Source organism: Rhabdaerophilum sp., from assembly GCF_046092605.1.
GTDB lineage: Bacteria > Pseudomonadota > Alphaproteobacteria > Rhizobiales > Beijerinckiaceae > Rhabdaerophilum.
Genome location: NZ_JBJTDY010000149.1, coordinates 21,771 through 45,619 on the forward strand (window position 1 = coordinate 21,771; position 23,849 = coordinate 45,619).

20 protein-coding genes are annotated in these 23,849 nt (G+C 66.6%); 19 read left to right on the forward strand and 1 reads right to left on the reverse strand.

The window, feature by feature from the left end:
• Positions 1-40 precede the first annotated feature (40 nt).
• The 12 genes from chlG to ACKODO_RS11430 all read left to right on the forward strand — a co-directional run bounded on the left by chlG (position 41) and on the right by ACKODO_RS11430 (position 13,821).
• Positions 41-979: a chlorophyll synthase ChlG gene (gene chlG, locus ACKODO_RS11375; RefSeq protein ID WP_408983574.1), complete on the forward strand. Its 939-nt coding sequence runs from the start codon at positions 41-43 to the stop codon at positions 977-979.
• The gene (locus tag ACKODO_RS11380; protein WP_408983546.1) at positions 979-2,319 is read left to right on the forward strand and encodes a BCD family MFS transporter; all 1,341 of its coding nucleotides are present in this window, start codon (positions 979-981) and stop codon (positions 2,317-2,319) included. The genes chlG and ACKODO_RS11380 overlap by 1 nt, the downstream gene beginning before the upstream one ends.
• 12 nt (positions 2,320-2,331) lie before the next feature.
• On the forward strand, positions 2,332-3,531 hold the full coding sequence (locus tag ACKODO_RS11385; protein ID WP_408983547.1) for a geranylgeranyl diphosphate reductase: 1,200 nt from the start codon (positions 2,332-2,334) through the stop codon (positions 3,529-3,531).
• A complete protein-coding gene (locus tag ACKODO_RS11390; protein WP_408983548.1) occupies positions 3,528-4,043 on the forward strand; it encodes a TspO/MBR family protein in 516 nt (171 codons plus the stop codon). The genes ACKODO_RS11385 and ACKODO_RS11390 overlap by 4 nt, the downstream gene beginning before the upstream one ends.
• Entirely contained in the window at positions 4,040-4,318 is a 279-nt protein-coding gene (locus ACKODO_RS11395; protein WP_408983549.1) for a hypothetical protein, read from the forward strand. Before ACKODO_RS11390 ends, ACKODO_RS11395 begins: the two co-directional genes overlap by 4 nt.
• A 113-nt stretch (positions 4,319-4,431) precedes the next feature.
• Positions 4,432-6,345 (forward strand): 1-deoxy-D-xylulose-5-phosphate synthase, encoded by a 1,914-nt coding sequence (dxs, locus tag ACKODO_RS11400; protein WP_408983575.1) that lies wholly within the window; start codon positions 4,432-4,434, stop codon positions 6,343-6,345.
• The gene (gene ispH / locus ACKODO_RS11405; protein ID WP_408983550.1) at positions 6,342-7,334 is read left to right on the forward strand and encodes a 4-hydroxy-3-methylbut-2-enyl diphosphate reductase; all 993 of its coding nucleotides are present in this window, start codon (positions 6,342-6,344) and stop codon (positions 7,332-7,334) included. The genes dxs and ispH overlap by 4 nt, the downstream gene beginning before the upstream one ends.
• 9 nt (positions 7,335-7,343) lie before the next feature.
• A complete protein-coding gene (bchI, locus tag ACKODO_RS11410) occupies positions 7,344-8,561 on the forward strand; it encodes a magnesium chelatase ATPase subunit I (RefSeq protein ID WP_408983551.1) in 1,218 nt (405 codons plus the stop codon).
• Positions 8,558-10,324: a magnesium chelatase subunit D gene (locus ACKODO_RS11415; RefSeq protein ID WP_408983552.1), complete on the forward strand. Its 1,767-nt coding sequence runs from the start codon at positions 8,558-8,560 to the stop codon at positions 10,322-10,324. Before bchI ends, ACKODO_RS11415 begins: the two co-directional genes overlap by 4 nt.
• A complete protein-coding gene (bchO, locus tag ACKODO_RS11420) occupies positions 10,321-11,217 on the forward strand; it encodes an alpha/beta fold hydrolase BchO (RefSeq protein ID WP_408983553.1) in 897 nt (298 codons plus the stop codon). Before ACKODO_RS11415 ends, bchO begins: the two co-directional genes overlap by 4 nt.
• A gap of 11 nt (positions 11,218-11,228) precedes the next feature.
• Positions 11,229-12,779, forward strand: a complete 1,551-nt coding sequence (gene crtI, locus ACKODO_RS11425) for a phytoene desaturase family protein (protein WP_408983554.1) — start codon at positions 11,229-11,231, stop codon at positions 12,777-12,779.
• Positions 12,772-13,821: a phytoene/squalene synthase family protein gene (locus ACKODO_RS11430; protein WP_408983555.1), complete on the forward strand. Its 1,050-nt coding sequence runs from the start codon at positions 12,772-12,774 to the stop codon at positions 13,819-13,821. The genes crtI and ACKODO_RS11430 overlap by 8 nt, the downstream gene beginning before the upstream one ends.
• Before the next feature lie 873 nt (positions 13,822-14,694).
• Here ACKODO_RS11430 and crtD read toward each other — a convergent pair.
• A complete protein-coding gene (gene crtD, locus ACKODO_RS11435; protein ID WP_408983556.1) occupies positions 14,695-16,251 on the reverse strand; it encodes a 1-hydroxycarotenoid 3,4-desaturase CrtD in 1,557 nt (518 codons plus the stop codon).
• Between the two features lie 149 nt (positions 16,252-16,400).
• On the opposite strand from crtD, the gene ACKODO_RS11440 reads away from it, so the two are divergent.
• From ACKODO_RS11440 to ACKODO_RS11470, 7 genes are all read left to right on the forward strand, one after another.
• On the forward strand, positions 16,401-17,261 hold the full coding sequence (locus ACKODO_RS11440) for a polyprenyl synthetase family protein (RefSeq protein ID WP_408983557.1): 861 nt from the start codon (positions 16,401-16,403) through the stop codon (positions 17,259-17,261).
• Positions 17,262-17,268: 7 nt separating this feature from the next.
• The gene (locus ACKODO_RS11445) at positions 17,269-18,381 is read left to right on the forward strand and encodes a methyltransferase (protein WP_408983558.1); all 1,113 of its coding nucleotides are present in this window, start codon (positions 17,269-17,271) and stop codon (positions 18,379-18,381) included.
• Between the two features lie 111 nt (positions 18,382-18,492).
• Positions 18,493-19,425, forward strand: a complete 933-nt coding sequence (bchC, locus tag ACKODO_RS11450; RefSeq protein WP_408983559.1) for a chlorophyll synthesis pathway protein BchC — start codon at positions 18,493-18,495, stop codon at positions 19,423-19,425.
• Between the two features lie 2 nt (positions 19,426-19,427).
• A complete protein-coding gene (locus ACKODO_RS11455) occupies positions 19,428-20,471 on the forward strand; it encodes a chlorophyllide a reductase iron protein subunit X (protein ID WP_408983576.1) in 1,044 nt (347 codons plus the stop codon).
• A 36-nt stretch (positions 20,472-20,507) separates the two neighbouring features.
• Positions 20,508-22,058: a chlorophyllide a reductase subunit Y gene (gene bchY / locus ACKODO_RS11460; protein WP_408983560.1), complete on the forward strand. Its 1,551-nt coding sequence runs from the start codon at positions 20,508-20,510 to the stop codon at positions 22,056-22,058.
• Positions 22,058-23,506 (forward strand): chlorophyllide a reductase subunit Z, encoded by a 1,449-nt coding sequence (gene bchZ / locus ACKODO_RS11465; protein WP_408983561.1) that lies wholly within the window; start codon positions 22,058-22,060, stop codon positions 23,504-23,506. Before bchY ends, bchZ begins: the two co-directional genes overlap by 1 nt.
• Positions 23,503-23,796, forward strand: coding sequence for a hypothetical protein (locus ACKODO_RS11470; protein WP_408983562.1), 294 nt, complete (start codon positions 23,503-23,505; stop codon positions 23,794-23,796). Before bchZ ends, ACKODO_RS11470 begins: the two co-directional genes overlap by 4 nt.
• The last annotated feature ends 53 nt before the right edge of the window (positions 23,797-23,849 follow it).

Below are 23,849 nucleotides of genomic sequence, written 5' to 3' on the forward strand. Positions count from 1 at the left end.
AATTGACGGCCCATGCGGGTGGGGCTAGCCTTGCTGGATGATGCGCGATCTTCTGCCTTCCGGTGCTGCCGAGCCGATGGTGATCCACCGCCATTCCTATCCGCAGCCGTGCGCCCTGCTTGAACTCCTGAAGCCGATCACCTGGTTCCCGCCGATGTGGGCCTATCTGTGCGGCGTGGTTTCGGCAGGCTCCACCTTCTCCGAGACATGGCCGGCGGCTCTTGCCGGCGCCTTGCTGGCAGGTCCGCTGGTTTGCGGCACGAGCCAGGTTGTGAACGACTGGTATGATCGCCATGTCGATGCGGTGAACGAGCCGAACCGGCCGATACCCTCGGGCCGTGTGCCCGGTCGCTGGGGTTTCGCCTTCGCGGTGGCGTGGACCATTCTGTCCTTCCTGTTTGCCACGCTGCTCGGACCCCAGGTGATGCTCGCCACATTGCTGGGGCTCGCCTGCGCCTGGGCCTATTCCGCGCCGCCGCTCCGCCTCAAGGGCAATGGCTGGTATGGCAACCTCGCGGTGGGCCTCTGCTACGAGGGGCTGCCCTGGTTCACGGGCGCGGCTGCCGTGCTCGGCACATGGCCGGATGCGCGCATCCTCGCGCTCGCCCTGCTCTACAGCCTTGGTGCCCACGGCATCATGACGCTCAATGATTTCAAGTCGATCGAGGGTGACAAGCAGCATCATGTGCGTTCCATTCCCGTCCAGATCGGTGCCGAGCGGGCCGCGCGTCTCGCCTGCTGGGTGATGGCGGTGCCGCAGGTGGTCGTCATCGGGCTTCTCGTCCAATGGGGGGCGCCGGTTCATGCGGGGATCGTGACCGCCATGCTGCTCGCGCAGCTCGTGCTCATGCGCACCTTGGTCGCCCATCCGCGCGAGCGTGCGCCCTGGTATAACGGCACCGGGGTGACCCTCTACGTGCTGGGCATGCTGGTCTGCGCTTTCGCGCTCCGTAGCCTCAACACAACCGGGGGGATGTGATGAAACCATTGGGATGGCTGGGAATTTTTCGCCTTGGTCTGGTGCAGACGGCTTTGGGCGCCATCGTGGTGCTCACCACATCCACCATCAACCGGGTGATGGTGGTGGAACTGGCCTTGCCCGCCATGCTGCCCGGGCTGCTGGTGGGCCTGCATTATGCCGTGCAGGTCTTGCGCCCGCGCTGGGGGCATGGCGCGGATGTGGGCGGGCGCCTCACGCCGTGGATTCTCGGCGGCATGGCGACGCTTGCGCTTGGCGGATTCGGAGCGGCGCTCGGTGTCGCGCTGATGCAGAACTCGACCCTTCTCGGCCTCATGGTCTCCACGCTCGCCTTCCTGCTGATCGGCATCGGCGTTGGTGCCAGCGGAACCTCGCTCCTCGTGCTCCTCTCGAAACGCGTGGAGGACAAGCGCCGCCCCGCCGCGGCGACCATCGTCTGGGTGATGATGATCATCGGTTTCATCGTCACGGCGGCGACCGCGGGGCATTTCCTCGACCCCTTCTCCTTCTCGCGCCTGCTTGCCGTCTCCGGCGCGGTCAGCGCGCTGGCCTTCCTCGTGAGCGTCCTCGCGGTCTCGGGCGTTGAAGGCGCGGGTGTGCTTCAGAAGGCCGAGGACGAGCCGAAAATCCCCTTCAGGGAGGCGATTTTGGAAGTGTGGGCCGAGCCGCATTCCCGGCTCTTCGCGATCTTCATCTTCCTCTCGATGGTCGCCTACAGCGCGCAGGATCTGATCCTCGAACCCTTCGCGGGGGTGGTCTTCGGCCTCACGCCGGGCGAGACGACCAAGCTTGCGGGGCTGCAGCATGCCGGCGTGCTCGCCGGGATGATCATGGTTGGGCTCGTGAGCACGGTTTTCAGCCGCCACAAGGCCGCGACGACGCGTTTCTGGACCGTCGGCGGCTGCCTTGCCTCGGCTCTGGCGCTGGCCGGCCTCGTGGCTTCGGCCATCATCGGCGAGGGCTTTCCGTTTCGTCCGAATGTGTTCCTCCTTGGCCTTGCGAATGGTGCGTTTGCCGCCGCCGCGATCGGCGCGATGATGCGCCTGGTGAATGAGGGCAACCCCTCTCGTGCTGGCATTCGCATGGGCCTCTGGGGCGCGGCGCAGGGCATCGCCTTTGGTGCCGGTGGTCTGGTTGGCGCGATGGCCGCGGATATCGCGCGGTTCTTCATCGCCTCGCAAGTTGCGGCCTATGCCGTTGTTTTCGCAGCGGAAGGCGTGCTCTTCCTCGTCTCGGCCGTGCTCGCCGATCGCATCGCGCGGCAATCGCGGCTGGCCCGAGGCCTGGCTGAACAGCCCCGCAAGGAGCCGGATATCTCCGGCCTCGCACTCGGCCGGTAAGGGGAGGGGACCATGCTCGATCAGACCCGCTCCCAATTCGATGTCGTGGTGGTTGGCGGCGGCCCCTCGGGCGCGACGGCCGCGAAGGAACTGGCCGAAGCCGGTCATTCCGTGCTGCTGCTCGATCCGCAGGCGCGCATCAAGCCTTGCGGTGGCGCGGTGCCACCCTGCTGCATCCGCGAATTCGACATCCCCGAGGATATGCTCGTCGCGAAGGTGCGTTCGGCGCGGATGATCGCCCCCTCCGCGATCGGCGTGGACATGCCCATCGAGGATGGTTTCGTCGGCATGGTCGATCGCGCGACCTTCGATGAATGGCTGCGCGAACGGGCCCGGAAGGCCGGCGCCACCCGGATTCGCGGCAGCTTCGAAAGCTTCTCGCGCGATGCCGATGGCACGGCGCTCGTCGAATATTCCCTGAAGGGCTCGGAGGCTCCCAATCGCCTTGTTCGTGCCCGCATGGTGATCGGCGCGGATGGCGCGAATTCCCGCGTGGCAGCGGCGGCTCTTCCGGATGTGAAGCGCGTGCCCTTCGTCTTCGCCTATCATGAGGTCGTGAAGGCGCCGGCAGTCGCCTCGCCGCATTACGATCACGAGCGCTGCGATGTGATCTATCAGGGCAAGGTCTCGCCGGATTTCTATGGCTGGATCTTCCCGCATGGCGAGACTTTCAGCATCGGCACGGGCTCGGCGCAGAAGGGCTTCTCGCTGCGCGGCTCCATCGCGGAGTTGCGCCGCGCGACAGGCTTCGATGAGCTCGAGACCATCCGCAAGGAAGGCGCGCCCATCCCCATGAAGCCCCTGAAACGATGGGACAATGGCCGCGATGTGCTGCTTGCGGGCGATGCTGCCGGCGTGGTTGCGCCCGCTTCGGGCGAGGGCATCTACTACGCGATGCTCGGCGGGCGTCTCGCTGCGAAAGCGGTTGCCAAAGCGCTCGAAACCGGCGATGCGCGCGCGCTTTCCGAGGCGCGACGTGCCTTCATGGCGGCGCATGGTCGCATCTTCTGGATCCTGGGGCTGCTGCAATATTTCTGGTATCGGAACGACAAGCGCCGCGAGCAGTTCGTCAAGATCTGCCGAGATCCCGATGTGCAGAAGCTCACCTGGGATTCCTACATGAACAAGGCACTGGTGCGAGGCCGGTTCATGACTCACATGCGCATTCTAATAAATGATATCCGGCATTTGATGGGCTTCGCCCGGGCATGACGCGCGCGCGCGGGGCTCTCGCCCGGCAGGTGGCTGTCGCCACGCTGGCAGCCGTCGTGGTGATGGCCGCAGGTGGTTTCGCGACCATGCTCGGGCCCTGGTACGAGGCCTTGCGCAAGCCCGCCTGGCAGCCGCCGGGCTGGGTGTTCGGCCCGGCCTGGACGATGATTTCGATCCTCACGGTCATCGCCGCCGTGCTGGCCTGGCGGCGAGCGGAAACGCTCGCCATGCGGCGCTGGCTCGTCGTGGCCTTCGCGCTGAACGGTGGGCTGAATTTCCTCTGGTCCGTGTTGTTCTTCACGCTCAGGCGACCGGATTGGGCCTTGGTGGAAGTCGTCTTTCTCTGGCTTTCGATCCTTTCTCTTGTGATCTTGTGTGGAAGGCTGTCCCGATTGTCTGGCGTGCTGTTGCTGCCCTATCTGCTCTGGGTAAGCTTCGCGGCATTCCTCAACTGGACCATTGTCGGGCTCAACGCGCCTTTCGCGGCGCTTTTCCGGAGCCTCAACGCATGAATGAGCCGGGACTGGTCTTTGCGGGGGCGGTGATCGCTTTGCTGATCCTGCTGGCCGAGCTGGTCTGGCTCTGGCGGATGGCGCGGAACGGCTCGCCGAAGGCGCTGCCCAGGCTCACCATTTTCCTGATCGTCGGTGCCGGCGCGGGACTCATCGGCGCGCTCATCCTCGCGATGCTCGGGGCGCCGGCAAGGTGGAGCGGCCTTGCTTTGGCCTTTGCCGGCATCGCCCATGGCTGGGATCTTCTGCGTCGGCTTCATCGCTCCGACCGCTGAACAGGAATCCGCGAGCGTCTGTCGTTTTTCGCTTGCATGCGCCTCCGCACATGTCAAAATAAATTGACAGTCGAGTGTTTCGATCGTGGAACAACTCCGGGGAGGTGGCGATGATGCCGGATGCTCCGCAGCCCGCAACTCCGATCCTGGATCGCGTGACGGTTCCGGCCGATCTGCGCGCCTTGCCGGAGCGCGATCTCGCCCGGCTGGCGCATGAATTGCGGCTCGAGATGATCCATGCCGTGTCCGAAACCGGCGGGCATCTCGGCGCGGGCCTCGGCGTGGTGGAACTCACCGTCGCGCTGCATCGCGTTTATGAAACGCCGCGCGATGTGCTCATCTGGGATGTTGGCCACCAGAGCTATCCGCACAAGATTCTCACCGGGCGGCGCAATCGCATGCGCTCGTTGCGGCAGGGCGGCGGCCTCGCGGGCTTCACGCGGCGCGATGAAAGCCCGTACGACGCCTTCGGTGCCGCGCATACCTCGACCTCGATCTCCGCCGCGCTCGGCTATGCCGTCGCACGCGACCGGCAGGGCAAGGATAACAAGGTTGTCTGCGTGATTGGCGATGGCGCGATGTCCGCCGGGATGGCGTTCGAAGCGATGAACAATGTCGGTTCGCTGCGCTCGGATCTCGTGATCGTGCTCAATGACAACGATATGTCGATCGCGCCCCCGGTTGGTGCGCTGGCCGAGCATCTCACCGCCCTGCGCGGCCGAAATGCGGCGGACGAGACGCCCGCCAGCCTCTTTGGCGCTTTGGGTCTTGAATATCGCGGGCCGGTGGACGGGCATGATCTCGCGAGCCTGCTGCCCGCCTTGCGGGCGGCGCGCGAGGCCGGAGGACCGATTCTCCTGCATGTGAAGACGCGCAAGGGCAAGGGTTATGCCCCGGCCGAGGCGAGCGCCGATTGCTATCATGGCGTCGTGCCCTTCGATGTTGCGACCGGCAAGCAGATGAAGCCCGCCGCTGCCGCGCCCTCCTACACCAAGGTGTTCGGGCAGGCTTTGGTCGCCGAGGCCGAGCGGGATGCGCGCATCATCGCGATCACCGCCGCCATGCCGTCCGGCACGTGCACGGATCTGTTCGAGAAGCGTTTTCCCGAGCGGTTCTTCGATGTCGGCATCGCCGAGCAACATGCGGTGACCTTCGCGGCGGGCCTCGCCTGCGATGGCATGAAGCCGTTCTGCGCGATCTACTCCACCTTCCTGCAGCGCGCCTATGACCAGGTGATGCACGACGTCGCCTTGCAGAACCTGCCGGTGCGTTTCGCCATGGATCGTGCGGGGCTGGTGGGTGCGGATGGCCCGACCCATGCCGGTGCCTTCGATGTCGCGGCCTTGGGCTGCCTGCCAAACATGGTGCTGATGGCGGCGGGCGACGAGGCCGAACTCGTTCACATGGTCGCGACCGCGGCCGCCCATGATGCCGGGCCGATCGCCTTCCGCTACCCCCGCGCCGATGGCCTTGGCGTGGCGCTCCCTGAACGCGGGCAGGTGCTCCCCATCGGCAAGGGCCGCGTGCTGCGGCAGGGCACGGATCTTGCCATTCTCTCCTATGGCGCGCGTCTTGGGGAGTGCCTGAAAGCCGCCGAGCGGCTGGAGGCGATCGGCCTATCGGTCACGGTGGCCGATGCGCGCTTTGCCAAGCCCTTTGACAAGGCCCTCGTGAAGCAGCTCGCGCGCGAGCATGAAGCCGTGCTGCTGGTGGAGGATGCCGCGATCGGCGGTTTCTGCGGCCATGTCATCCAGCATCTCGTCACGCAGCCCTGGCTGCCCGAAAAGCTGGTGATCCGCGCGCTGCACCTGCCGGATCGCTTCCAGGATCAGGACAGCCCGGCGCGGCTCTATGCCGAGGCCGGTCTTGATGAGGATGGCATCGTGAGTGCCTCGCTCGAGATGGTCACACCGCGTGCGCCGCGCCAGCGCAAGGGTGGCGCGAGCGGCCTGCTGATCTCGCTCGCGGAGCGCTCGAAACGCGCGGAAATCCGCCGCTTTTCACACAATGAGAGGGAGGAAGCATGACCGCTCATTCGGCTCCCTTCGTGCCGGTGGCTGAGGCACGCTCGCCCCTGCCGCCGCTGGAGATTTTCCTCGCCAATCCGCGTGGATTCTGCGCGGGCGTGGTGCGCGCCATCGAGATCGTCGAGCGTGCGCTCGAGATTCATGGCGCGCCTGTCTATGTGCGCCACGAGATCGTCCACAACACCCATGTGGTGGAGCAATTGCGCGAGAAGGGCGCGGTTTTCGTCTCGGAAGTCGATGAAATCCCCGAGGGTGCTGTAACCATCTTTTCCGCCCATGGCGTCTCACGCACGGTCGAGCGCGCGGCGGATGAGCGCCATCTCGATGTGATCGATGCGACCTGCCCGCTGGTGCACAAGGTGCATGTGCAGGGTCGTCGCCATGCCGAGAACGGCTATGACGTGATCCTCATCGGCCATGCCGGCCATGCCGAGGTGGAAGGCACGCGCGGGCAGATCGATGGTCGCCTGCATGTCATCGCGAAGCCGGAAGAGGTCGCCGGGCTCGTGGTGCAGGATGAGGCCCGCATCGCCTACATTACCCAAACCACGCTCGGCCTGCAGGATACGCGCGAGGTCATCGCGGCGCTAAAGGCGCGTTTCCCCGCCATTCTCGGGCCGGAGACGCGCAACATCTGCTACGCAACCCAGAACCGCCAGGGCGCGGTGATGGAAATGGCGGGCCGCGCCGAGCTGATCCTCGTCATCGGCTCGCCCTCGAGTTCCAATTCCAGCCGCCTGCGTGAAATCGGCGCGCAATCCGGCGTGCCGAGCCGCCTCGTGGAAGGGCCGGAGGTCATCGACATGCGCTGGTTCGACGGCGTATCGCGCCTCGGGCTCTCGGCCGGTGCTTCCGCGCCGGAAGAGCTTATCCAGGCGACCATCGCGCATCTCCGGCAGTTCCGCGCCGTCACCCTCACCGAACTCAAGGGCGTGGAGGAAGACGTGGTCTTCCGCCTGCCCCTGCGCCTCACCGATCCCCCCGCCTAGGAGAGGCCGATGTCCGCTCTCAAGATCTCTCCAGACCCGTCGAGCAATACCGGCTACGGCCTTGCCGAGGCCATGGAGGAGCTGGCGCCGCGTTTCCGGCCCGCGAGCCGTCCGCGTCGTCGCACGCCCGAGCCGCAGGCCGAAGCGCCGAAGGGGCGCGCGCTCTACCCGTTTTCCGCCCTTGTCGGGCAGGAGGCGATGAAGACCGCCCTGCTGCTGACAACCGTCGACCCCACGATCGGCGGCGTGCTGATCTTTGGCGATCGCGGCACGGGCAAGTCGACCGCCATCCGCGCGCTCGCCGCTCTTCTGCCGCCGATGCGGGCCGTCGCCGGCTGCCCCTATTCCTGCGAACCGGGGCGGCCTGCCGATTCCTGCGAGCATTGCCGTGGCCTGAGGCCGGGCAAATCGCTCGATGCCAGCGTCGAGATCGCCGTGCCGGTGGTGGATCTGCCGCTTGGCGCGACCGAGGATCGCGTCGTCGGCGCGCTTGATCTCGAAAAGGCGCTGGCGCGGGGCGAAAAGGCCTTCCAGCCCGGTCTTCTGGCCAAGGCGCATCGCGGCTATCTCTATATAGACGAGGTGAACCTGCTCGAAGATCATCTCGTGGATGTGCTGCTGGACGTCGCGGCCTCCGGCGAGAACGTGGTGGAGCGCGAGGGCCTCTCGATCCGTCATCCCGCCCGCTTCGTGCTCATTGGCTCCGGCAACCCGGAGGAGGGCGAGCTTCGCCCGCAATTGCTGGATCGCTTCGGCCTCTCGCTGGATGTGGTGACGCCGACCGATCTTGAAACGCGCATCGAAGTCATCCGCCGCCGCGATGCGTTCGACCGGGATCCCCAGGGGTTCTGCGCCCGGTGGAAGCCGAAGGATGTCGCCCTGCGCCGGCGCATTGCCGCCGCGCGCCGCCGCCTGCCCATGCTGGCAGTGAGCGAGCAAGCTCTGCGGCGGGCCACCGAACTCTGCCTTGCGCTCGGCACTGATGGCCTGCGTGGCGAACTCACGCTCATCCGCGCCGCGCGTGCCATGGCCGCCTGGCAGGGGGCCACCTCTGTCGAGGGCGAGCATGTGAAGGCCGTGGGCGTGATGGCGCTTCAGCATCGCCTGCGGCGCAACCCACTCGATGAAGCGCGCGCCGCCGTGCGGGTGGAACGGGCGATCGAGGAAGTCTTCGGGCAAGAAAAGAACGGGCAAGAAAAGACTGGTCAAGAAAAGGCCGAATCATGAGGGCCGAACCCGCCGCACCGGCTCCCTCGGTCGGCGATCTTGCGGGGCTGGCCGCCGCCGTGCTCGCGGTGGCGCCACGTGCTGTCGGGGGGTTGTGGCTTCGCGCCGGGGCGGGCGTGGCGCGGGACCGCTGGCTGGCGGAACTCAACAAACTCATGCCGCCGGAAATTCCCTGGCGGCGCGTGCCGGCCGGCGTTTCGGAGGCCCGGTTGCTTGGCGGCCTTGATCTCTCGGCGACCCTTGCGACCGGCCGCCCCGTGAGCGAGGCCGGCCTGCTTGCCACGGCGCATGGCGGGGTGCTGGTGGTGACCATGGCTGAAAGACTTGATCCTTCTGCCGCGGCCCTCATCACCCGCGCGATGGATACGGGCGAGGCGCGCTCCGAGCGCGATGGCCTGGCGCAGTTGAACCCGGCGGAATTTGGGCTCATCGCCTGCGACGAGGGCGAGCCGGGGGAGGCGCCGCCGCTCGCGCTGACGGATCGTCTCGGTCTTTGCCTGGATCTTGCGGTGCTGCCCGCCTCAGGCCAGCCCTGCAAGCCCGAAGCGGTGCGGCAGGCGCGCTTGCTGCTGCCGCAGGTGCAGCCCGAGGCGCGCCATCTCGCGGAACTCTGTGCCGCCGCGCTGCAACTCGGCATCCCCTCCTTGCGCACGCCCTTGCAGGCCCTGGCGATCGCCCGCGTGCTTGCGGCCTTGGAGGGTCGCTTGCGCATTGAAAGCGTTGATATCCTCAACGCCATCGCGCTCGCGATGCTCCCGCGCGCGACGTGCCTGCCGGAAAGTGCCGAGCAGCCCGACGAAGCGCCGGCCGAGCCGGATGAACCTCCGCCGCCGGACGAGAGCCAGCCGCGCCGCGAACCCGATGATATCCCGCAGGACATTCCGGTCGAGACGGCGCTCGCGAGCCTTCCGCCGAAGCTGCTCGAAAGCCTGCTCGCGAAGATGGGGGCGCTCCGCGTGCGCCGCACCGGCTCGACCGGGCAGGCCGCGAAGAATGCGCGCGAGCGCGGACGTGTCTTTGGCTCGAAGGCGGGCGATCCGCGCACCGGCGCGCGCCTCAGCGTCATCGATACCTTGCGCGCCGCCGCCCCCTGGCAGAAGCTCCGCCATGGGCCGGGTGAGCCGGTGCAGGGCATCGCCGTGCGGCGCGAGGATTTCCGCATCGTCCGGCGCAAGGCGCGCAGCCGCACCACCACCATCTTTGTCGTGGATGCCTCCGGTTCCTCCGCGCTCCAGCGCCTGCAGGAAGCGAAGGGCGCGGTGCAGCTTCTGCTGGCCGAATGCTATGTGCGCCGCGACGAGGTGGCGCTGATCGCCTTTCGCGGCCGGAAGGCGGACGTGGTTCTGCCGCCGACGCGCGCGCTGACGCGAGCTTCCCGTGCCCTCGCGGCGATGGTCGGCGGCGGCGGCACCCCGCTCGCCACGGCCATCGACAATGCGCGGCTGACGGCCGAATCCGTGTTGCGCGCGGGGCAGACACCCTTCCTCGTCTTCATGACCGATGGCCGCGCGAATATCGCCCGCGATGGTTCGCCCGGCCGCGTTCAGGCGATGGAGGATGCGCTTGCCTCGGGCCGTCGCCTCGCGGAATTGCGGCAGCCGATCATGGTCATCGATACCTCCGCCCGCCCTGCGGAACAGGCGGCGTCGCTGGCGCGCGCGATGCAGGCGCGCTACCTGCCGCTGCCGCAGGCAGATCCGCAAAGGCTCGTCAGCGCCGTCTCCGCGTTGCAGGGGCGGGAGCGGGAAAGGCGGGCCTCATGAACGCGCCGCTGGATTGGGCTCGCGATGGCAAGGACTGGCCGAACCGCAAGGCCAGCCGCTTTGTGAAGGCCGGCGGCATCACCTGGCACGTGCAGGTCGAGGGCAAGGGCAAGGGCCCGGTGCTGTTGCTGCTGCACGGCACGGGGGCTTCCACCCATTCCTGGCGCGACCTGCTGCCTCTGCTCGCACGCGATTATCGGGTGATCGCGCCCGATCTGCCCGGCCATGGCTTTACGCAGATGCCGCGCTCGGCCGAAATCTCGCTGCCCGGCATGGCGAAGCTGCTGGGCTCGCTTGTGGCGGAACTTGGCGAGAAGCCGATGGATGCCGTGGGCCATTCCGCCGGTTGCGCCCTGCTCATCCGCATGGCGCTCGACGGGGCGATCAACCCGCACGCGATCATCGGGCTTAATGCGGCCTTGCGCCCCTTCGGTGGTGGCGCGGGACGGGCCTTTTCATCGCTTGCGCGGTTCTTTGCCTTGAACCCGCTCGTGCCGCGCTTCTTCGCCTGGCAGGCGAACGACGCGAGCGCGATCCGTCGGCTGATGGAGGGGACGGGCTCCCGAATCGACCAGCGCGGGCTTGATCTTTACCAGCGCCTTTTCCGGTCGCACGCGCATCTGCGATCCACCATCACCATGATGGCGAACTGGGACCTCGTGCCGCTGAACGAGGAGCTGGGGCATCTGCATTCGATCCTCCATCTCATCGTGGCGCAGGGCGACAAGGCGATTTCGCCGGAGGATGCGCGGCATCTGAAGCGCAGGCACCCGGCTATTCACCTGCATTGGCTGAAGGAGGGCGGGCACCTGGTGCACGAGGAAAACCCGCTGGAAATCGCAGCCCTGATTCACGACATCGCGAAGCCTGTCGCCCTGCGGCGGACGGGCTGAGGGAGAGCACCATGGGCCTGCAATCACTTCTCCCGCCTGATGCGCGCGAAAGGGCACCGCTGCCCTATCCGCTGCGCCCGCACGCGGTGGTGATTGGCGCGGGGATCGGCGGTTTGGCCGCCGCGATCCGGCTCGGCGCACGGGGCTATCGCGTCACGGTGGTCGATCGACTCAACACACCCGGCGGCCGCGCGACCGTGCTGAAGCAGGATGGTTTCACTTTCGATCGCGGCCCGACGCTCATCACCGCCCCGGACCTGCTGGAGGAGCTCTGGGCCCTTTGCGGCAAGCGGATGGCGGATCATGTCACGCTGAAACCGCTCGACCCCTTCTATCGCATCACCTTCGCGGATGGCTCGCATCTCGATTGGGGCGGCGACGAGGAAACGATGCGCGCGCGCATCGCCGCCTTCGCGCCGGGCGAGGCGGAGGGTTATGCGAAGATCCTCAAGGAGAGCGCCGCAATCTATCGCGTGGGCTACGAACAGCTTTCCGCAAGGCCCTTCTCGCACGTCACGGATATGCTGAAAGCGGTGCCGCAGATGGCGATGATGCGGGCGGATCGCTCGCTCTACAAAATGGTCGCGCGGCACGTGACCGACGAGCGCCTCAGGATGGCGCTGAGCTTCCACCCGCTCTTCATTGGCGGCAATCCGTTCAATGTCACTGCGGTCTATGCGCTGATCCTGCATCTCGAACGGGAGTTCGGGGTGCATTATGCGATGGGCGGAACGGGCGCGGTGGTCGCCGGCCTTGCCGATCTCGTGCGCGGGGAAGGACATGCGCTCTGCCCCGGCACGGATGTGACGCGCATCCTGCATGAACATGGCCGCGTGACGGGCGTGGAATTCGCCGATGGTGCGCGCCTGAAAGCGGATATCGTCGTCTCCAATGCCTGCACCGCCCATACCTATGGCACCTTGCTGGCAGACCTTCCGAAGAAGCGCTGGACGGTGAGGAAGCTCGCAAATGCGCGCTACTCGATGGGGGTGTTCGTCTGGTATTTCGGGACGAGGCATCGCTACGAGCACCTGCATCACCACACGATCCAGATGGGTCCGCGCTATCGCGGCCTGCTCGATGACATCTTCACCGGGAAGCGGCTCTCGAAGGATTTCAACCTCTACCTGCATCGGCCGTCGGCCACCGATCCCTCGGTCGCGCCCGAGGGGCATGATGCCTTCTATTGCCTTGTGCCGGTGCCGAACCTGCAGGGCAAGATTGACTGGCGCCGCGAGGCCGAACCCATGCGCCGGCGCATCCAGTCGCATCTCGAGGCGACGCTCCTGCCGAAGCTCGGCGCGAACCTCGTGACCTCCGCCGTGATGACGCCGCTCGATTTCGAATCGCGGCTCCTTTCCACGCATGGTGCGGCCTTCAGCCTGGAACCTACCTTGTTCCAAAGCGCGTGGTTCCGCCCGCATAACCGGAGCGAGGAGCTCGACGGTCTCTATCTCGTCGGAGCGGGCACGCATCCCGGCGCGGGCGTGCCGGGCGTGCTCTGCTCGGCGAAGGTGCTGGATGAGGTCGTGCCAGCCCCGGCAGGAGCGCCGCATGCTTGAACCGGATTATCGGGCCTGCCGCCAGCTGCTCGAGAAGGGATCGCGCTCCTTCGCCATGGCCTCGCGGCTGTTGCCGCAGCGGATCGTGCGGCCCGCGACCGCCTTCTATGCCTTTTGCCGTGTCGCCGATGACCTGATCGATCTCGGCGAAAGCCCGGAAGCGGGCCTTGCTTGCGTGCGCGAGCGTATCGAGGCCATGGCGAGGGGTGCGCCCCTCGATCACCCGGCGGATCGCGCTTTCGCGAGCGTGATGGCGAAGCATGATCTTCCCCGCGCGCCCGTGGATGCCCTTGTGGAGGGCTTCGCTTGGGATGCGAAGGGCCGGGCCTATGAAACCCTTGGCGAGCTGCAGGATTATGCCGCCCGCGTCGCCGGTTCGGTCGGCATCGTCATGAGCCTGTTGATGGGCGCGCGCTCCGATGCCGCGCTCGCGGCCGCCTCCGATCTCGGCGTGGCGATGCAACTTACCAATATCGCGCGTGATGTGGGCGAGGATGCGCGCAACGGCAGGCTCTATCTTCCGCGCGACTGGGTTGCGGAAGCGGGGATCGACGCGCGAGAGTTTCTCGCGCGCCCCGCCTTCAGCCTGGCCATCGCTGCGCTCGTCAGGCGCCTTCTCGCCGAGGCCGAGCGGCTCTATGCGCGGGCGGAGAACGGCATCGTGCTGCTGCCGCCGGATTGTCGCCCCGCCATCCGGGCGGCGCGGCTGATCTATGCGGAGATTGGCGCGGATCTCCTGCGCCATCGCGCCGATCCGATCGCCCGCCGCGCTGTCGTGCGGGATCGCTGGAAGATGGTGCTTGCGTTCCGTGCCTATGCGCCGCTTTCGGGCGAAATCGCCGCGCGCCGCCGGCGGACCGGCACCGAGCCGCTCTTGGCCAACCGGTTCATGATCGACGCCATCGGCGCGGCGAGCCCGCAGCGCGCCCTCCCGCATTTTCCGCCACTCTGGTGGGATGTGAGCGGCCACGTCCTGCCCGTGCTCTCGATCATCGAGAGGCTCGAATGGGCCGAGCGCCGGCTGGATGTTCCTTCGCGCTGATCCCTTTTTCCGCCAACCTTTATCCATCTGGCGGGCGGATGCTCTAGCCCCTTCGCGGCATGCGAAACGGCAGCATGGCCTGCACGATGGGTCGCGTGAGACGGGTGAGCGACAGGCTCTCCTGCACGGCCTCCAGCCTCCGGCCCATATGCGCCATCTCGATGATGGATCGGGAATAGAAGGGCGTATCCTCCAGCGTTTTCAGAAGTTTCGTCCCGGCCTCGCCATAGGCGATGCGCGGCACGCGCCACAGCGTGCGCGGCAGCATCTGAGCCGGTGGCAGAACCTGCTCCATTTCCACGCCGTCGCGACCGAAATCCACGCAGAAACCGAAGTTCCGGCCATCGCGCCGGGTGCCGGAATAGGCGACGAGCGCGCCGTTCTCATGCGCCGCGCGCTGCCAGTTCCACGCCACGAAGCCCTCCGCGATGGCCGCATCGCCGCGATTGTGATCGAGATAGCCCGTGCCGCGCCAGGAGAGATCGGGCCGCTCGAAATCGAGCCGCACGCTCGCGAGTGGCGAGACGGGGTGCCAGAGATGTTGGCCCTGCTCGTTCAGCACGAAGGCCTGCCCGCCCCAGACCTGCGGCGTGACGCGGATTTCCCCCACCAGGCGCCGGGGCAGGGGGAAGCCCCATTCCTGCACGGAAATCACGAGATCGCACCCCTCCCAGCGCATCGCGCTCGGGCCGATCACCAGCCGGTCGCGGTCGCGGTCGAGGGCGGAGGCACCGCGCTCGGTCATGGCCCAGCCGCGCTTCTCGCCATAGAGCGCGACATTCAGCGCGACATGGTTTTCGGCCGAAACCGGCTTCTGGCGCCGCGCGAAGGCGTAATAGGGCGAGAAGACGCTGCCGACAAAGCCGATGATTGTCAGCGCGTTCCGGCCATCGTCGCTGACGGCGTCGAGATACCACCAGGCATAGCCACCGGGTGGAACCGCGAGGTCGAAGCGAGATCCGTCAGCAGGGCCTCCGCCGCGAGGCTGCCCGAAATCGTCACCATCGGCACGCCAGCCCCCGGATGCACGCTCCCGCCGGCACAATAGAGGCCCGGAATCCGGGTTCGCGCCCCCGGTCTCTGGAACGAGGCCATGGCTCCGTGGGTTGCCTGGCCGTAGAGCCCCCCGCCCGATCCCGGAAAAAGTGCCTCGAAATCCTGCGGCGTCATCGTTCGCGGGGAGTGGCGGCCCGGCAGGATTCGCACGCCATGGCGGGAGAGGACGGCCTCGATCCGGGCTTGGCATTGGTTTGGCTCCAGCTTGTCGAAGGTGAGATCATCGCCGCGGGGCGGCGCGTTGATGAGCGCGAGGAAGCGCTCCTCACCGCCGCGACGGTTCATGGGGGAATCGCGCCGATCGAGCGCGCAGAGATAGAGCGTGGGGTCTTCGGGCATGTGCCCTTGCGCCAATTGCCGGAATTCCCGCGCATAATCACGCGAGAAGAAGACATTGTGCATCGGCAGCCCCGGCCCTGAAATGTGCCCGCCAAAGCTGACCGTGACCGCCGAGAGCGAGCGCCTGGCGCGGGTTCGCGCCGGCACGGCCTCTCGCATTGAATCGCCCAGAAGCCCAAGATGGAAGGCCTCCGTATCGGCGTTCACGATCACGGCCTCGGCCGGGAAAACCTCTCCGCTCGCCAGCACGATCGCCGAGACGCGCCCCTGCCGGGTTTCGATGCGGGTGACGCGCGCATCGCATCGCAACGTGCCGCCGAGACGTTCCAGCTCTCGCGCCATGGCTTTTGCAAGCTTTGGCAAGCCGCCCTCGATGGCCCAGACGCCCTCCATCTCGGCATGGGCGATGAGCATCAGCGTCGCGGGCGAAAGAAAGGGGTTCGAGCCGCAATAGGTGGCATAGCGCCCGAAGAGCTGGCGCAGGCGCGGATCGGGGAAGTAATCGCCAAGGGCATCCCACAGCCTGGTGAAAGGTCGGATCCGCAGCATGGCCGACAGGCCCGCGATGCGCGCCAGTTCCACCGGTCCCGGTTTCGCGCGTCGCATGAAGGAGAGATCCAGCGCCTCGAACATGCTGCGACTGTCCGTGCAGAAACGTCGGAAGCCTTCCGCGGCCAAGGGGCCGGCGAAGGCTGCAATCGCGTCGCTCGACCGATCCCGATCCGCGAAGAGATCGAGCTCAGAGCCATCCGGCCAGAAATGCCGCGCGAGGCAGGCCAGCGGCGTGGTCTTCACTGCGGAATCGAAATCCGCACCGATCTCCGCGAAAAGATGTTCGAAGATCGGCTTCATGGTGAAAACCGTTGGCCCGGCCTCCAGCGCATGCGGGCCGGAAAACTCGCTGCGCGCCTTGCCGCCGGGTTCTGGCATTGCCTCGAACACGGTCACCGCGCAGCCCCCGGCCGCCAGACGCATCGCTGCCGCGAGCCCGCCGAAACCGGCTCCGATCACCGCCACGGGCGGAGAGAGGCGCATGGGATGCTCCCGGAAGCGTCAAGCGGCGCTGACATAATCGCTTGACATAAAAAACTGTCCAATCATCATTACACAGATCGCGATCCGCGCAAGTGTCAGACAGGCTGTCCATGCGGGTTGTGCGGATGGTTTCGCGGGAGGAGGGGCGGATGGTCCAGTTCGAGCGGTTCCTGGAGGCCATCCTGTCGGAAGCAAGGCTGGAGGGCTGCCCGCCCCGGCTGGGCGAGGCCATCCACTACGCGGTGTTCCCTGGCGGCGCCCGCATTCGCCCGCGCCTCGCCATGGCGGTCGCCAAAGCCTGCGGCGCGAAGGCCGGGCCGATCGTCGCCGGTGCCGCGGCCGCCATCGAGTTCCTGCACTGCGCCTCGCTTGTTCATGACGATCTGCCCTGCTTCGATGATGCTGAAATCCGCCGCGGCCAGGCTTCGGTGCACAAGGCCTTCGGCGAGCCGCTCGCGGTGCTGGCCGGGGACGCGCTCATCGTTCTCGCCTTCGAGACGGTGGCACGCCATGCCATTGCGCATCCCGCGCGGATGGCGGCGCTCGTCTCTATTCTCGGCGGTGCGGTGGGCACGCGCGGCGGCATTGTCGCCGGACAAGCCTGGGAGGCCGAAAGCTCGATCGATCTCGCGCGCTACCATCAGGCGAAGACCGGCGCGCTTTTTGCCGGTGCCACCATGGCTGGCGCAACCGCGGCGGGCCATGCCGGAGCGCCGTGGCGGGCGCTGGGCGAGAAACTCGGCAGCGCCTTCCAGGTCGCGGATGACATTCGCGATGTCGCCGGAACCGCCGGCGAGATCGGCAAGCCCGCCGGGCAGGATGCCCTGCTGCACCGTCCGAATCTGGCGCTGGAACTCGGCGTTCCCGGTGCCATCGCTGCCCTTGATGCGATGATCGAGGATGCGGTTTCAGTGGTGCCGGAATGCCCGGGCCAGGTGGAATTGCAGGCGCAGATGCGGATCACGGCGCGGAGCTTCCTGCCGGAGAGCCTCGCCCGCCGCGCGGCATGAACCTGCCATGGCCGCGCTCGCCGATCGCTTCTATGCCATCCGCGATCTTGTGGCGTCTTCCCCACGATTTCAGAGGTTTGCGGCCCGTTTTCCACTGACCCGTCCCGTCGCGACACGGCAGGCTGCGGCTGTTTTCGATCTGTGCGCGGGTTTCGTTTATGCGCAGATCCTGCGGGCGGCGGTGGATCTTCGCCTTCTCGAACGCCTGCGGGAGGGGGCACGAACCCCGGCCGATCTCGCACCCGAACTCGCGCTCTCCGAGGTTTCGACCGCGCGCCTTCTGAAGGCCACGACCTCGCTGGGCCTCACGGCCGCGCGGCGGGGCGGGCGCTATGGCCTCGGCATGAAAGGCGCGGCTTTGCTCGGCAACCCCGGTGCGCTCCGGATGATCGAGCACCATCATCTGCTCTACGCCGATCTCGCCGATCCCGTTCGCCTGCTGCGCGGGGAGGCGGGCCGCACGGCGCTGCAGGATTACTGGGGCTATGCGACTGCCGGGCATCCCGAAAGCAATTTGCGCGTCGAGGAATATTCCCGCCTGATGGCGGCATCGCTCTCGCTCGTGGTGGAGGATGTGCTCGCGGCCTATCCTTTCGCGCAGCACCGGCTGATGCTGGATATCGGTGGCGGAACAGGCGGGTTCATCCGCGCCGTGGCGGCGGCCGCGCCCGACCTCAGGTTCCAGCTTTTCGACCTGCCGCCGGTTTGCGCGCTGGCCGGCCCGCGATTCGCGGAAGCCGGAATCGCCCACCGCGTCACCCTCCTTCCCGGAAATGCGCGACTTGGGCCCCTGCCGAGGGGTGCCGATCTGGCCACGCTGATCCGCGTGTTGCACGACCATGACGATGGGGATGCGCAGGCGATTCTCAGAGGTGTTTTCGCTGCCCTTCCGCCGGGCGGAACGCTGCTGATCGCCGAGCCGATGAGTGGCCAGAAGGGCGCCGAAGCCATGGCCGATGCCTATTTCGGATTCTACCTGCTGGCCATGGGCTCGGGCCGCGCGCGCACGCCCGAAGAGATTCGGACCATGCTGGAAACGGCGGGTTTCGAGGGTGCTCGCAGTCTTTCCATGCCCCGCCCGCTCCTGGCAAGCGGGCTCGTGGCGCGCAAGCCCGCCTGAAAAGTGACAGACATCATAGAATCCCTGTCAAAAGAAATTGACAACCCAAAGCGTCACTCTAAAGTTACGGATGGCTGTCATTCCAACCTGACACAGAAGGTCGAGTCCGCCATGCAAACGCTTGCGGTCGTCATGGAGAGGCCCGAGCAGCTCGCGCTGCGGCGGCTCGACTTGGTCGATCCCGGCGCGGAAGACGTGGTGGTGGATATCGCCTGGAGCGGAATCAGCACCGGCACCGAGAAGCTGCTCTGGACCGGTGCCATGCCGCCTTTCCCGGGCCTCGGCTATCCGCTGGTGCCGGGTTACGAATCGGTGGGCCGCGTCATCGAGGCGGGGCCTCGATCCGGCCGCCATATCGGCGAGCAGGTCTTCGTGCCCGGCTCGAAAGGGTTCCGTGACGCGCGCGGCCTCTTCGGCGGGGCGGCGAGCCGCGTCGTGGTGCAGGGCAACCGTGTGAAGCCGGTGCCCGAGTCCCTCGGCCGCGAAGCGGTTCTGCTCGCACTTGCGGCGACCGCGCATCACGCGATTGTGGCGGAAGCGAGCGCGCTTCCCGATCTCATCATCGGCCATGGCGTTCTGGGTCGGCTCATCGCGCGCATTGCCGTGGCTTTGGGCGGCAAGCCGGTTGTCTGGGAAACGAATTCCGTCCGTCTAACGGGTGCAGAGGGCTATGCGCTCCGCCACCCCGATGAAGATCAGGACAGCCGCTACCGCACGATCTGTGATGCCAGCGGCGATGCGGGCCTGATGGATCGGCTGATTGCCCGGCTTTTGCCCGGCGGCGAGCTGGTTCTCGCGGGCTTCTACCACGCGCCGATCCAGTTCGCCTTCGCGCCCGCCTTCCTGCGCGAATTGCGCCTGCGCGTCGCGGCGGAATGGCGCGAGCCCGATCTCGCCGCCGTGCAGCGGCTGGTGGTGGATGGTGCCCTGTCGCTCGATGGCCTCATCACCCATGCGGAGCCGTTCGAGAACGCGCCTTCGGCCTATCGCACCGCCTTTGGCGATGCCCAGTGCCTGAAAATGATCCTCGAGTGGAGAGCCTGACGATGAATGTGCAATTGCGTGACAAGGCCCTGAAGGTCGAGGTTACCCGCAATGGCCAATCCGCCGCGGGCGCGATGACCGAGAAGCTGCGTGCGGAAGCGGCTTGTGCGGAGCAGGAGGTGCATACCGCCCCGGCGACCAGCCAGACGCAGGTGATCGCGATCTACGGCAAGGGCGGCATCGGCAAGAGTTTCACGCTCGCCAATCTCAGCTACATGATGGCCCAGCAGGGCAAGAAGGTGCTGCTGATCGGTTGTGATCCGAAATCGGACACGACCTCGCTGCTCTTCGGTGGCAAGGCCTGCCCCACCATCATTGAAACCTCGTCCAAGAAGAAGCTTGCCGGTGACGAGGTGAAGATCGGCGATGTCTGCTTCGTGCGTGATGGTGTGTTCGCGATGGAACTTGGCGGGCCGGAAGTCGGTCGCGGCTGCGGGGGGCGCGGCATCATCCATGGGTTCGAGCTGCTCGAAAAGCTCGGCTTCCATGAATGGGGCTTCGATTACGTGCTGCTCGACTTCCTGGGTGACGTGGTCTGCGGCGGCTTCGGCCTGCCGATCGCGCGCGACATGTGCCAGAAGGTCATCATCGTCGGCTCAAACGACCTGCAATCGCTCTATGTCGCGAACAATGTCTGCTCGGCGGTGGAATATTTCCGCCGTCTTGGGGGCAATGTCGGCGTCGCGGGCATCGTGATCAACAAGGATGACGGGACCGGCGAGGCGCAGGCCTTCGCGGATGCCGCCGGGATTCCCGTTCTCGCGGCCATTCCCGCAGATGAGGATATCCGCCGCAAGAGCGCGAAATACGAGATCATCGGCCGCCCCGGCAGCCCCTGGGGCCCGCTCTTTGAAAACCTCGCGAGGAACGTGGCGGAAGCCCCGCCGATGCGCCCGAAGCCGCTGACGCCGGATGGCCTGCTCGGTCTGTTCGATGGCGATTCCGTTGGCCGCGACGTGGTGCTGGTGCCGGCCACGCTCGAGCAGATGTGCGGCAAGTCCGATCTCGTGAAGCCGACGCTGGAGGTGGTCTACGACAACGTCTGAGCCTTCCAATCGCCTGTTTCCGCCGGGGAATTTCTGATGACTGACCACCTGGACCCGATCCATGCTTCTGCATCTGGCGCGCCTGCGCTGGAAGCGAAGCCTGTGGGGCAGCTGGATGGCATCGGCTGCCACGCGGACAAGTCCAGCCTGAAGGCCCGCGCGGCCGAGGCCGGCCTCGGCGAGACGCTTCAGCGGTACGAGACCGATTACCCCGCCGGCCCGCATGAGAAGCCGCAGAGCATGTGCCCGGCTTTCGGCTCGCTCCGCGTGGGCTTGCGCATGCGCCGCACGGCCACCGTGCTTTCGGGCTCGGCCTGCTGTGTCTATGGCCTGACCTTCACCTCGCATTTCTACGGCGCGCGCCGGAGCGTGGGCTATGTGCCTTTCAATTCGGAGACGCTCGTCACCGGCAAGCTCTTCGAGGATATCCGCGACGCGGTCTTCAAGCTGGCGGATCCCAAGCTTTATGATGCGGTGGTTGTCACCAACCTCTGCGTGCCGAGTGCGTCCGGCGTGCCATTGCGGCTTCTCCCGAAGGAAATCAACGGCGTGCGCATCATCGGCATCGATGTGCCGGGCTTCGGTGTGCCGACCCATGCCGAGGCGAAGGATATCCTCGCCGGCGCGATGCTGAACTATGCCCGCCAGGAGGCGGAGCACGGCCCGGTGCAGGCGCCGCGCGGGGGTAAATCCGAGAAGCCCTCCGTGACGCTGCTCGGCGAGATGTTCCCGGCCGATCCCGTGGGCATCGGCATGATGCTGGAGCCTATGGGCCTTGCCGCCGGCCCCGTGGTTCCCACCCGCGAATGGCGCGAACTCTACGCCGCGCTGGATTGCGCGGCGGTCGCCGCCATCCACCCCTTCTACACCGCGTCGATCCGCGAGTTCGAGGTCGCGGGACGCCGCGTGGTGGGCTCTGCGCCCGTGGGCCATGACGGCACCGCCGCCTGGCTCGAGAAGATCGGCCAGGCCTGCAACGTGCCGGCCGAACGCATCGCGGCTGCGCAGAACAAGATCCTGCCCGCCATCAGGGGCGCGCTTTCCGCGAAGCCCATCGAGGGCCGCATCACGCTTTCAGGCTATGAGGGCTCTGAATTGCTGGTCGCCCGCCTCCTCGTCGAAAGCGGCGCGGATCTGCGCTACGTCGGCACCGCTTGCCCGCGCACGGTCTGGTCGGATGATGACCGCGATTGGCTGCTCGCCCATGGTGTGCAGGTGCAATATCGCGCCTCGCTCGAGCAGGATCTCGCAGCGATGGCCGAGTTCAGGCCCGATCTTGTTATCGGCACCACGCCCGTGGTGCAGAAGGCGAAGGAACTGGCGATACCGGCTCTCTATTTCACGAACCTCATCTCCGCGCGGCCCCTCATGGGTCCGGCGGGTGCGGGCAGCCTCGCCCAGGTCATCAATGGCGCTTTGGGCAACAAGGCCCGTTTCGACGCGATGAACGCATTCTTCGATGGCGTCGGAACCTGCCATGCCGCCGGCATCTGGCCCTCGGGCGAACCCGTCGACGATCCTGACAAGCGCAAGCGTCTTGAGGCCCGTGCCATCAAGGCGAAGCGCATGGCCGAGGAGATCCCGTGATGCTGATCCTCGATCACGACAGGGCAGGGGGCTATTGGGGCGCGGTCTATGTCTTCACGGCGGTGAAGGGGCTGCAGGTCATCATCGACGGCCCGGTGGGCTGCGAGAACCTCCCCGTCACCTCGGTGCTGCATTACACCGATGCGCTGCCGCCCCATGAATTGCCGATCGTCGTCACCGGCCTTGGCGAGGAGGAGCTGGGCCAGCACGGCACCGAGAATGCCATGAAACAGGCCTATTCGGTGCTGGATTCCGGCTTGCCCTCGGTGGTGGTCACCGGCTCCATCGCCGAGATGATCGGCGGCGGTGTCACCCCGCAGGGCACGAGCATCCAGCGCTTCCTGCCACGCACGATCGACGAGGACCAGTGGCAGAGCGCCAACCGCGCGATGATGTGGCTGTGGAGCGAATTCGGCCCGAAGAAGGTGCCGAAACCGAAGCCGCGCGCGGAAGGCGCGAAGCCCAGGGTCAACATCATCGGCCCGGCCTATGGCATGTTCAACATGCCGTCGGACCTCGCCGAAATCCGCCGCCTCATCGAGGGGATCGGCGCGCAAGTGCATATGTGCTTCCCGCTCGGCACGCATCTCGCCGATATCGGCAAGCTCGCCGAGGCGGAGGTGAATGTCTGCCTTTACCGAGAATTCGGCCGCATGCTCTGCGAGGCGCTGGAGCGGCCCTATCTCCAGGCGCCGATCGGCCTGCACTCGACCACGAAATTCCTGCGCTCGCTCGGCGAATTGCTGGGGCTCGACCCCGAGCCCTTCATCGCGCGCGAGAAGCACACGACCATCAAGCCGATCTGGGATCTCTGGCGCTCGGTGACGCAGGATTTCTTCGGCACGGCCTCCTTCGCGATCGTCGCGAACGAGACCTATGCCCGCGGTGTCCGCCATTTCCTCGAAGACGAGATGGGCCTGCCCTGCACGCTCGCGGTCTCGCGCTCGGCCGGCACGAAAACGGATGCGGAAGCCATCATCCGGTCGATCCGCGAAAAGCCGCCGCTCGTCATGTTCGGCAGCTACAATGAACGCATGTATCTCGCGGAAGCGGGCGCGCGGGCCATGTATATACCGGCTTCCTTCCCCGGCGCGATCATCCGGCGGCATACGGGCACGCCCTTCATGGGCTATGCCGGCTCGGTCTATCTCGTGCAGGAAGTGTGCAATGCGCTCTTCGATGCGTTGTTCCACATCCTGCCGCTTGCGAGCCAGATGGATGCGGTGGAGGCAACCCCCACCCGCGAGCATCGCGAATTGACCTGGGAGCGCGAAGCCAAGGCGCTTCTTGATCGCTTCCTCGAGCGTCAACCCGTTCTGGTGCGGATCTCCGCTGCCAAACGCCTGCGCGACAACGCGGAACGCCAGGCGCGTGCTGCCGGCCTCACAATCGTGCAGCCCGAACATCTTGATGCTGAAGCACGCGCAAAACCGGAGATGCAGACATGACGGATGTGCCGATCACCTATGCGCCCTCCGACCCTCGCAAGAACAAGAAGGAGCCTGCCATGAGCTACGCCACCAAGCTCGATCGTCCGCAGCGCCTGAAATCGCGCGCGGATCAGGCCCGGCTTTGCCGGCGCATCACCTTCGTCACCGCCTGCATGCTGGTTCCCGTCGTGATCGGGCGCCGCCTCATGCGTGCCAAGAACACTCCCGGCCCCCGCAACCGCACCTCCGTCTTCATGGAAGCGCGTGCGGATGCAGGAGCCATCATCCCCTGGATCTTCATGGGATGAAGAATTGCCGCGGAACGGGCTCCGGCCTGCTCCGATGCATGCTGCGGGCAAGG

What these genes read in the sequence shown, in the direction of transcription:
- chlG (WP_408983574.1), top strand. Translation starts at nt 41, where the DNA reads ATGCGCGATCTTCTGCCTTCCGGTGCTGCCGAGCCGATGGTGATCCAC.
- ACKODO_RS11380 (WP_408983546.1), top strand. Translation starts at nt 979, where the DNA reads ATGAAACCATTGGGATGGCTGGGAATTTTTCGCCTTGGTCTGGTGCAG.
- ACKODO_RS11385 (WP_408983547.1), top strand. Translation starts at nt 2,332, where the DNA reads ATGCTCGATCAGACCCGCTCCCAATTCGATGTCGTGGTGGTTGGCGGC.
- ACKODO_RS11390 (WP_408983548.1), top strand. Translation starts at nt 3,528, where the DNA reads ATGACGCGCGCGCGCGGGGCTCTCGCCCGGCAGGTGGCTGTCGCCACG.
- ACKODO_RS11395 (WP_408983549.1), top strand. Translation starts at nt 4,040, where the DNA reads ATGAATGAGCCGGGACTGGTCTTTGCGGGGGCGGTGATCGCTTTGCTG.
- dxs (WP_408983575.1), top strand. Translation starts at nt 4,432, where the DNA reads ATGCCGGATGCTCCGCAGCCCGCAACTCCGATCCTGGATCGCGTGACG.
- ispH (WP_408983550.1), top strand. Translation starts at nt 6,342, where the DNA reads ATGACCGCTCATTCGGCTCCCTTCGTGCCGGTGGCTGAGGCACGCTCG.
- bchI (WP_408983551.1), top strand. Translation starts at nt 7,344, where the DNA reads ATGTCCGCTCTCAAGATCTCTCCAGACCCGTCGAGCAATACCGGCTAC.
- ACKODO_RS11415 (WP_408983552.1), top strand. Translation starts at nt 8,558, where the DNA reads ATGAGGGCCGAACCCGCCGCACCGGCTCCCTCGGTCGGCGATCTTGCG.
- bchO (WP_408983553.1), top strand. Translation starts at nt 10,321, where the DNA reads ATGAACGCGCCGCTGGATTGGGCTCGCGATGGCAAGGACTGGCCGAAC.
- crtI (WP_408983554.1), top strand. Translation starts at nt 11,229, where the DNA reads ATGGGCCTGCAATCACTTCTCCCGCCTGATGCGCGCGAAAGGGCACCG.
- ACKODO_RS11430 (WP_408983555.1), top strand. Translation starts at nt 12,772, where the DNA reads ATGCTTGAACCGGATTATCGGGCCTGCCGCCAGCTGCTCGAGAAGGGA.
- crtD (WP_408983556.1), bottom strand. Translation starts at nt 16,251, where the DNA reads ATGCGCCTCTCTCCGCCCGTGGCGGTGATCGGAGCCGGTTTCGGCGGG.
- ACKODO_RS11440 (WP_408983557.1), top strand. Translation starts at nt 16,401, where the DNA reads ATGGTCCAGTTCGAGCGGTTCCTGGAGGCCATCCTGTCGGAAGCAAGG.
- ACKODO_RS11445 (WP_408983558.1), top strand. Translation starts at nt 17,269, where the DNA reads ATGGCCGCGCTCGCCGATCGCTTCTATGCCATCCGCGATCTTGTGGCG.
- bchC (WP_408983559.1), top strand. Translation starts at nt 18,493, where the DNA reads ATGCAAACGCTTGCGGTCGTCATGGAGAGGCCCGAGCAGCTCGCGCTG.
- ACKODO_RS11455 (WP_408983576.1), top strand. Translation starts at nt 19,428, where the DNA reads ATGAATGTGCAATTGCGTGACAAGGCCCTGAAGGTCGAGGTTACCCGC.
- bchY (WP_408983560.1), top strand. Translation starts at nt 20,508, where the DNA reads ATGACTGACCACCTGGACCCGATCCATGCTTCTGCATCTGGCGCGCCT.
- bchZ (WP_408983561.1), top strand. Translation starts at nt 22,058, where the DNA reads ATGCTGATCCTCGATCACGACAGGGCAGGGGGCTATTGGGGCGCGGTC.
- ACKODO_RS11470 (WP_408983562.1), top strand. Translation starts at nt 23,503, where the DNA reads ATGACGGATGTGCCGATCACCTATGCGCCCTCCGACCCTCGCAAGAAC.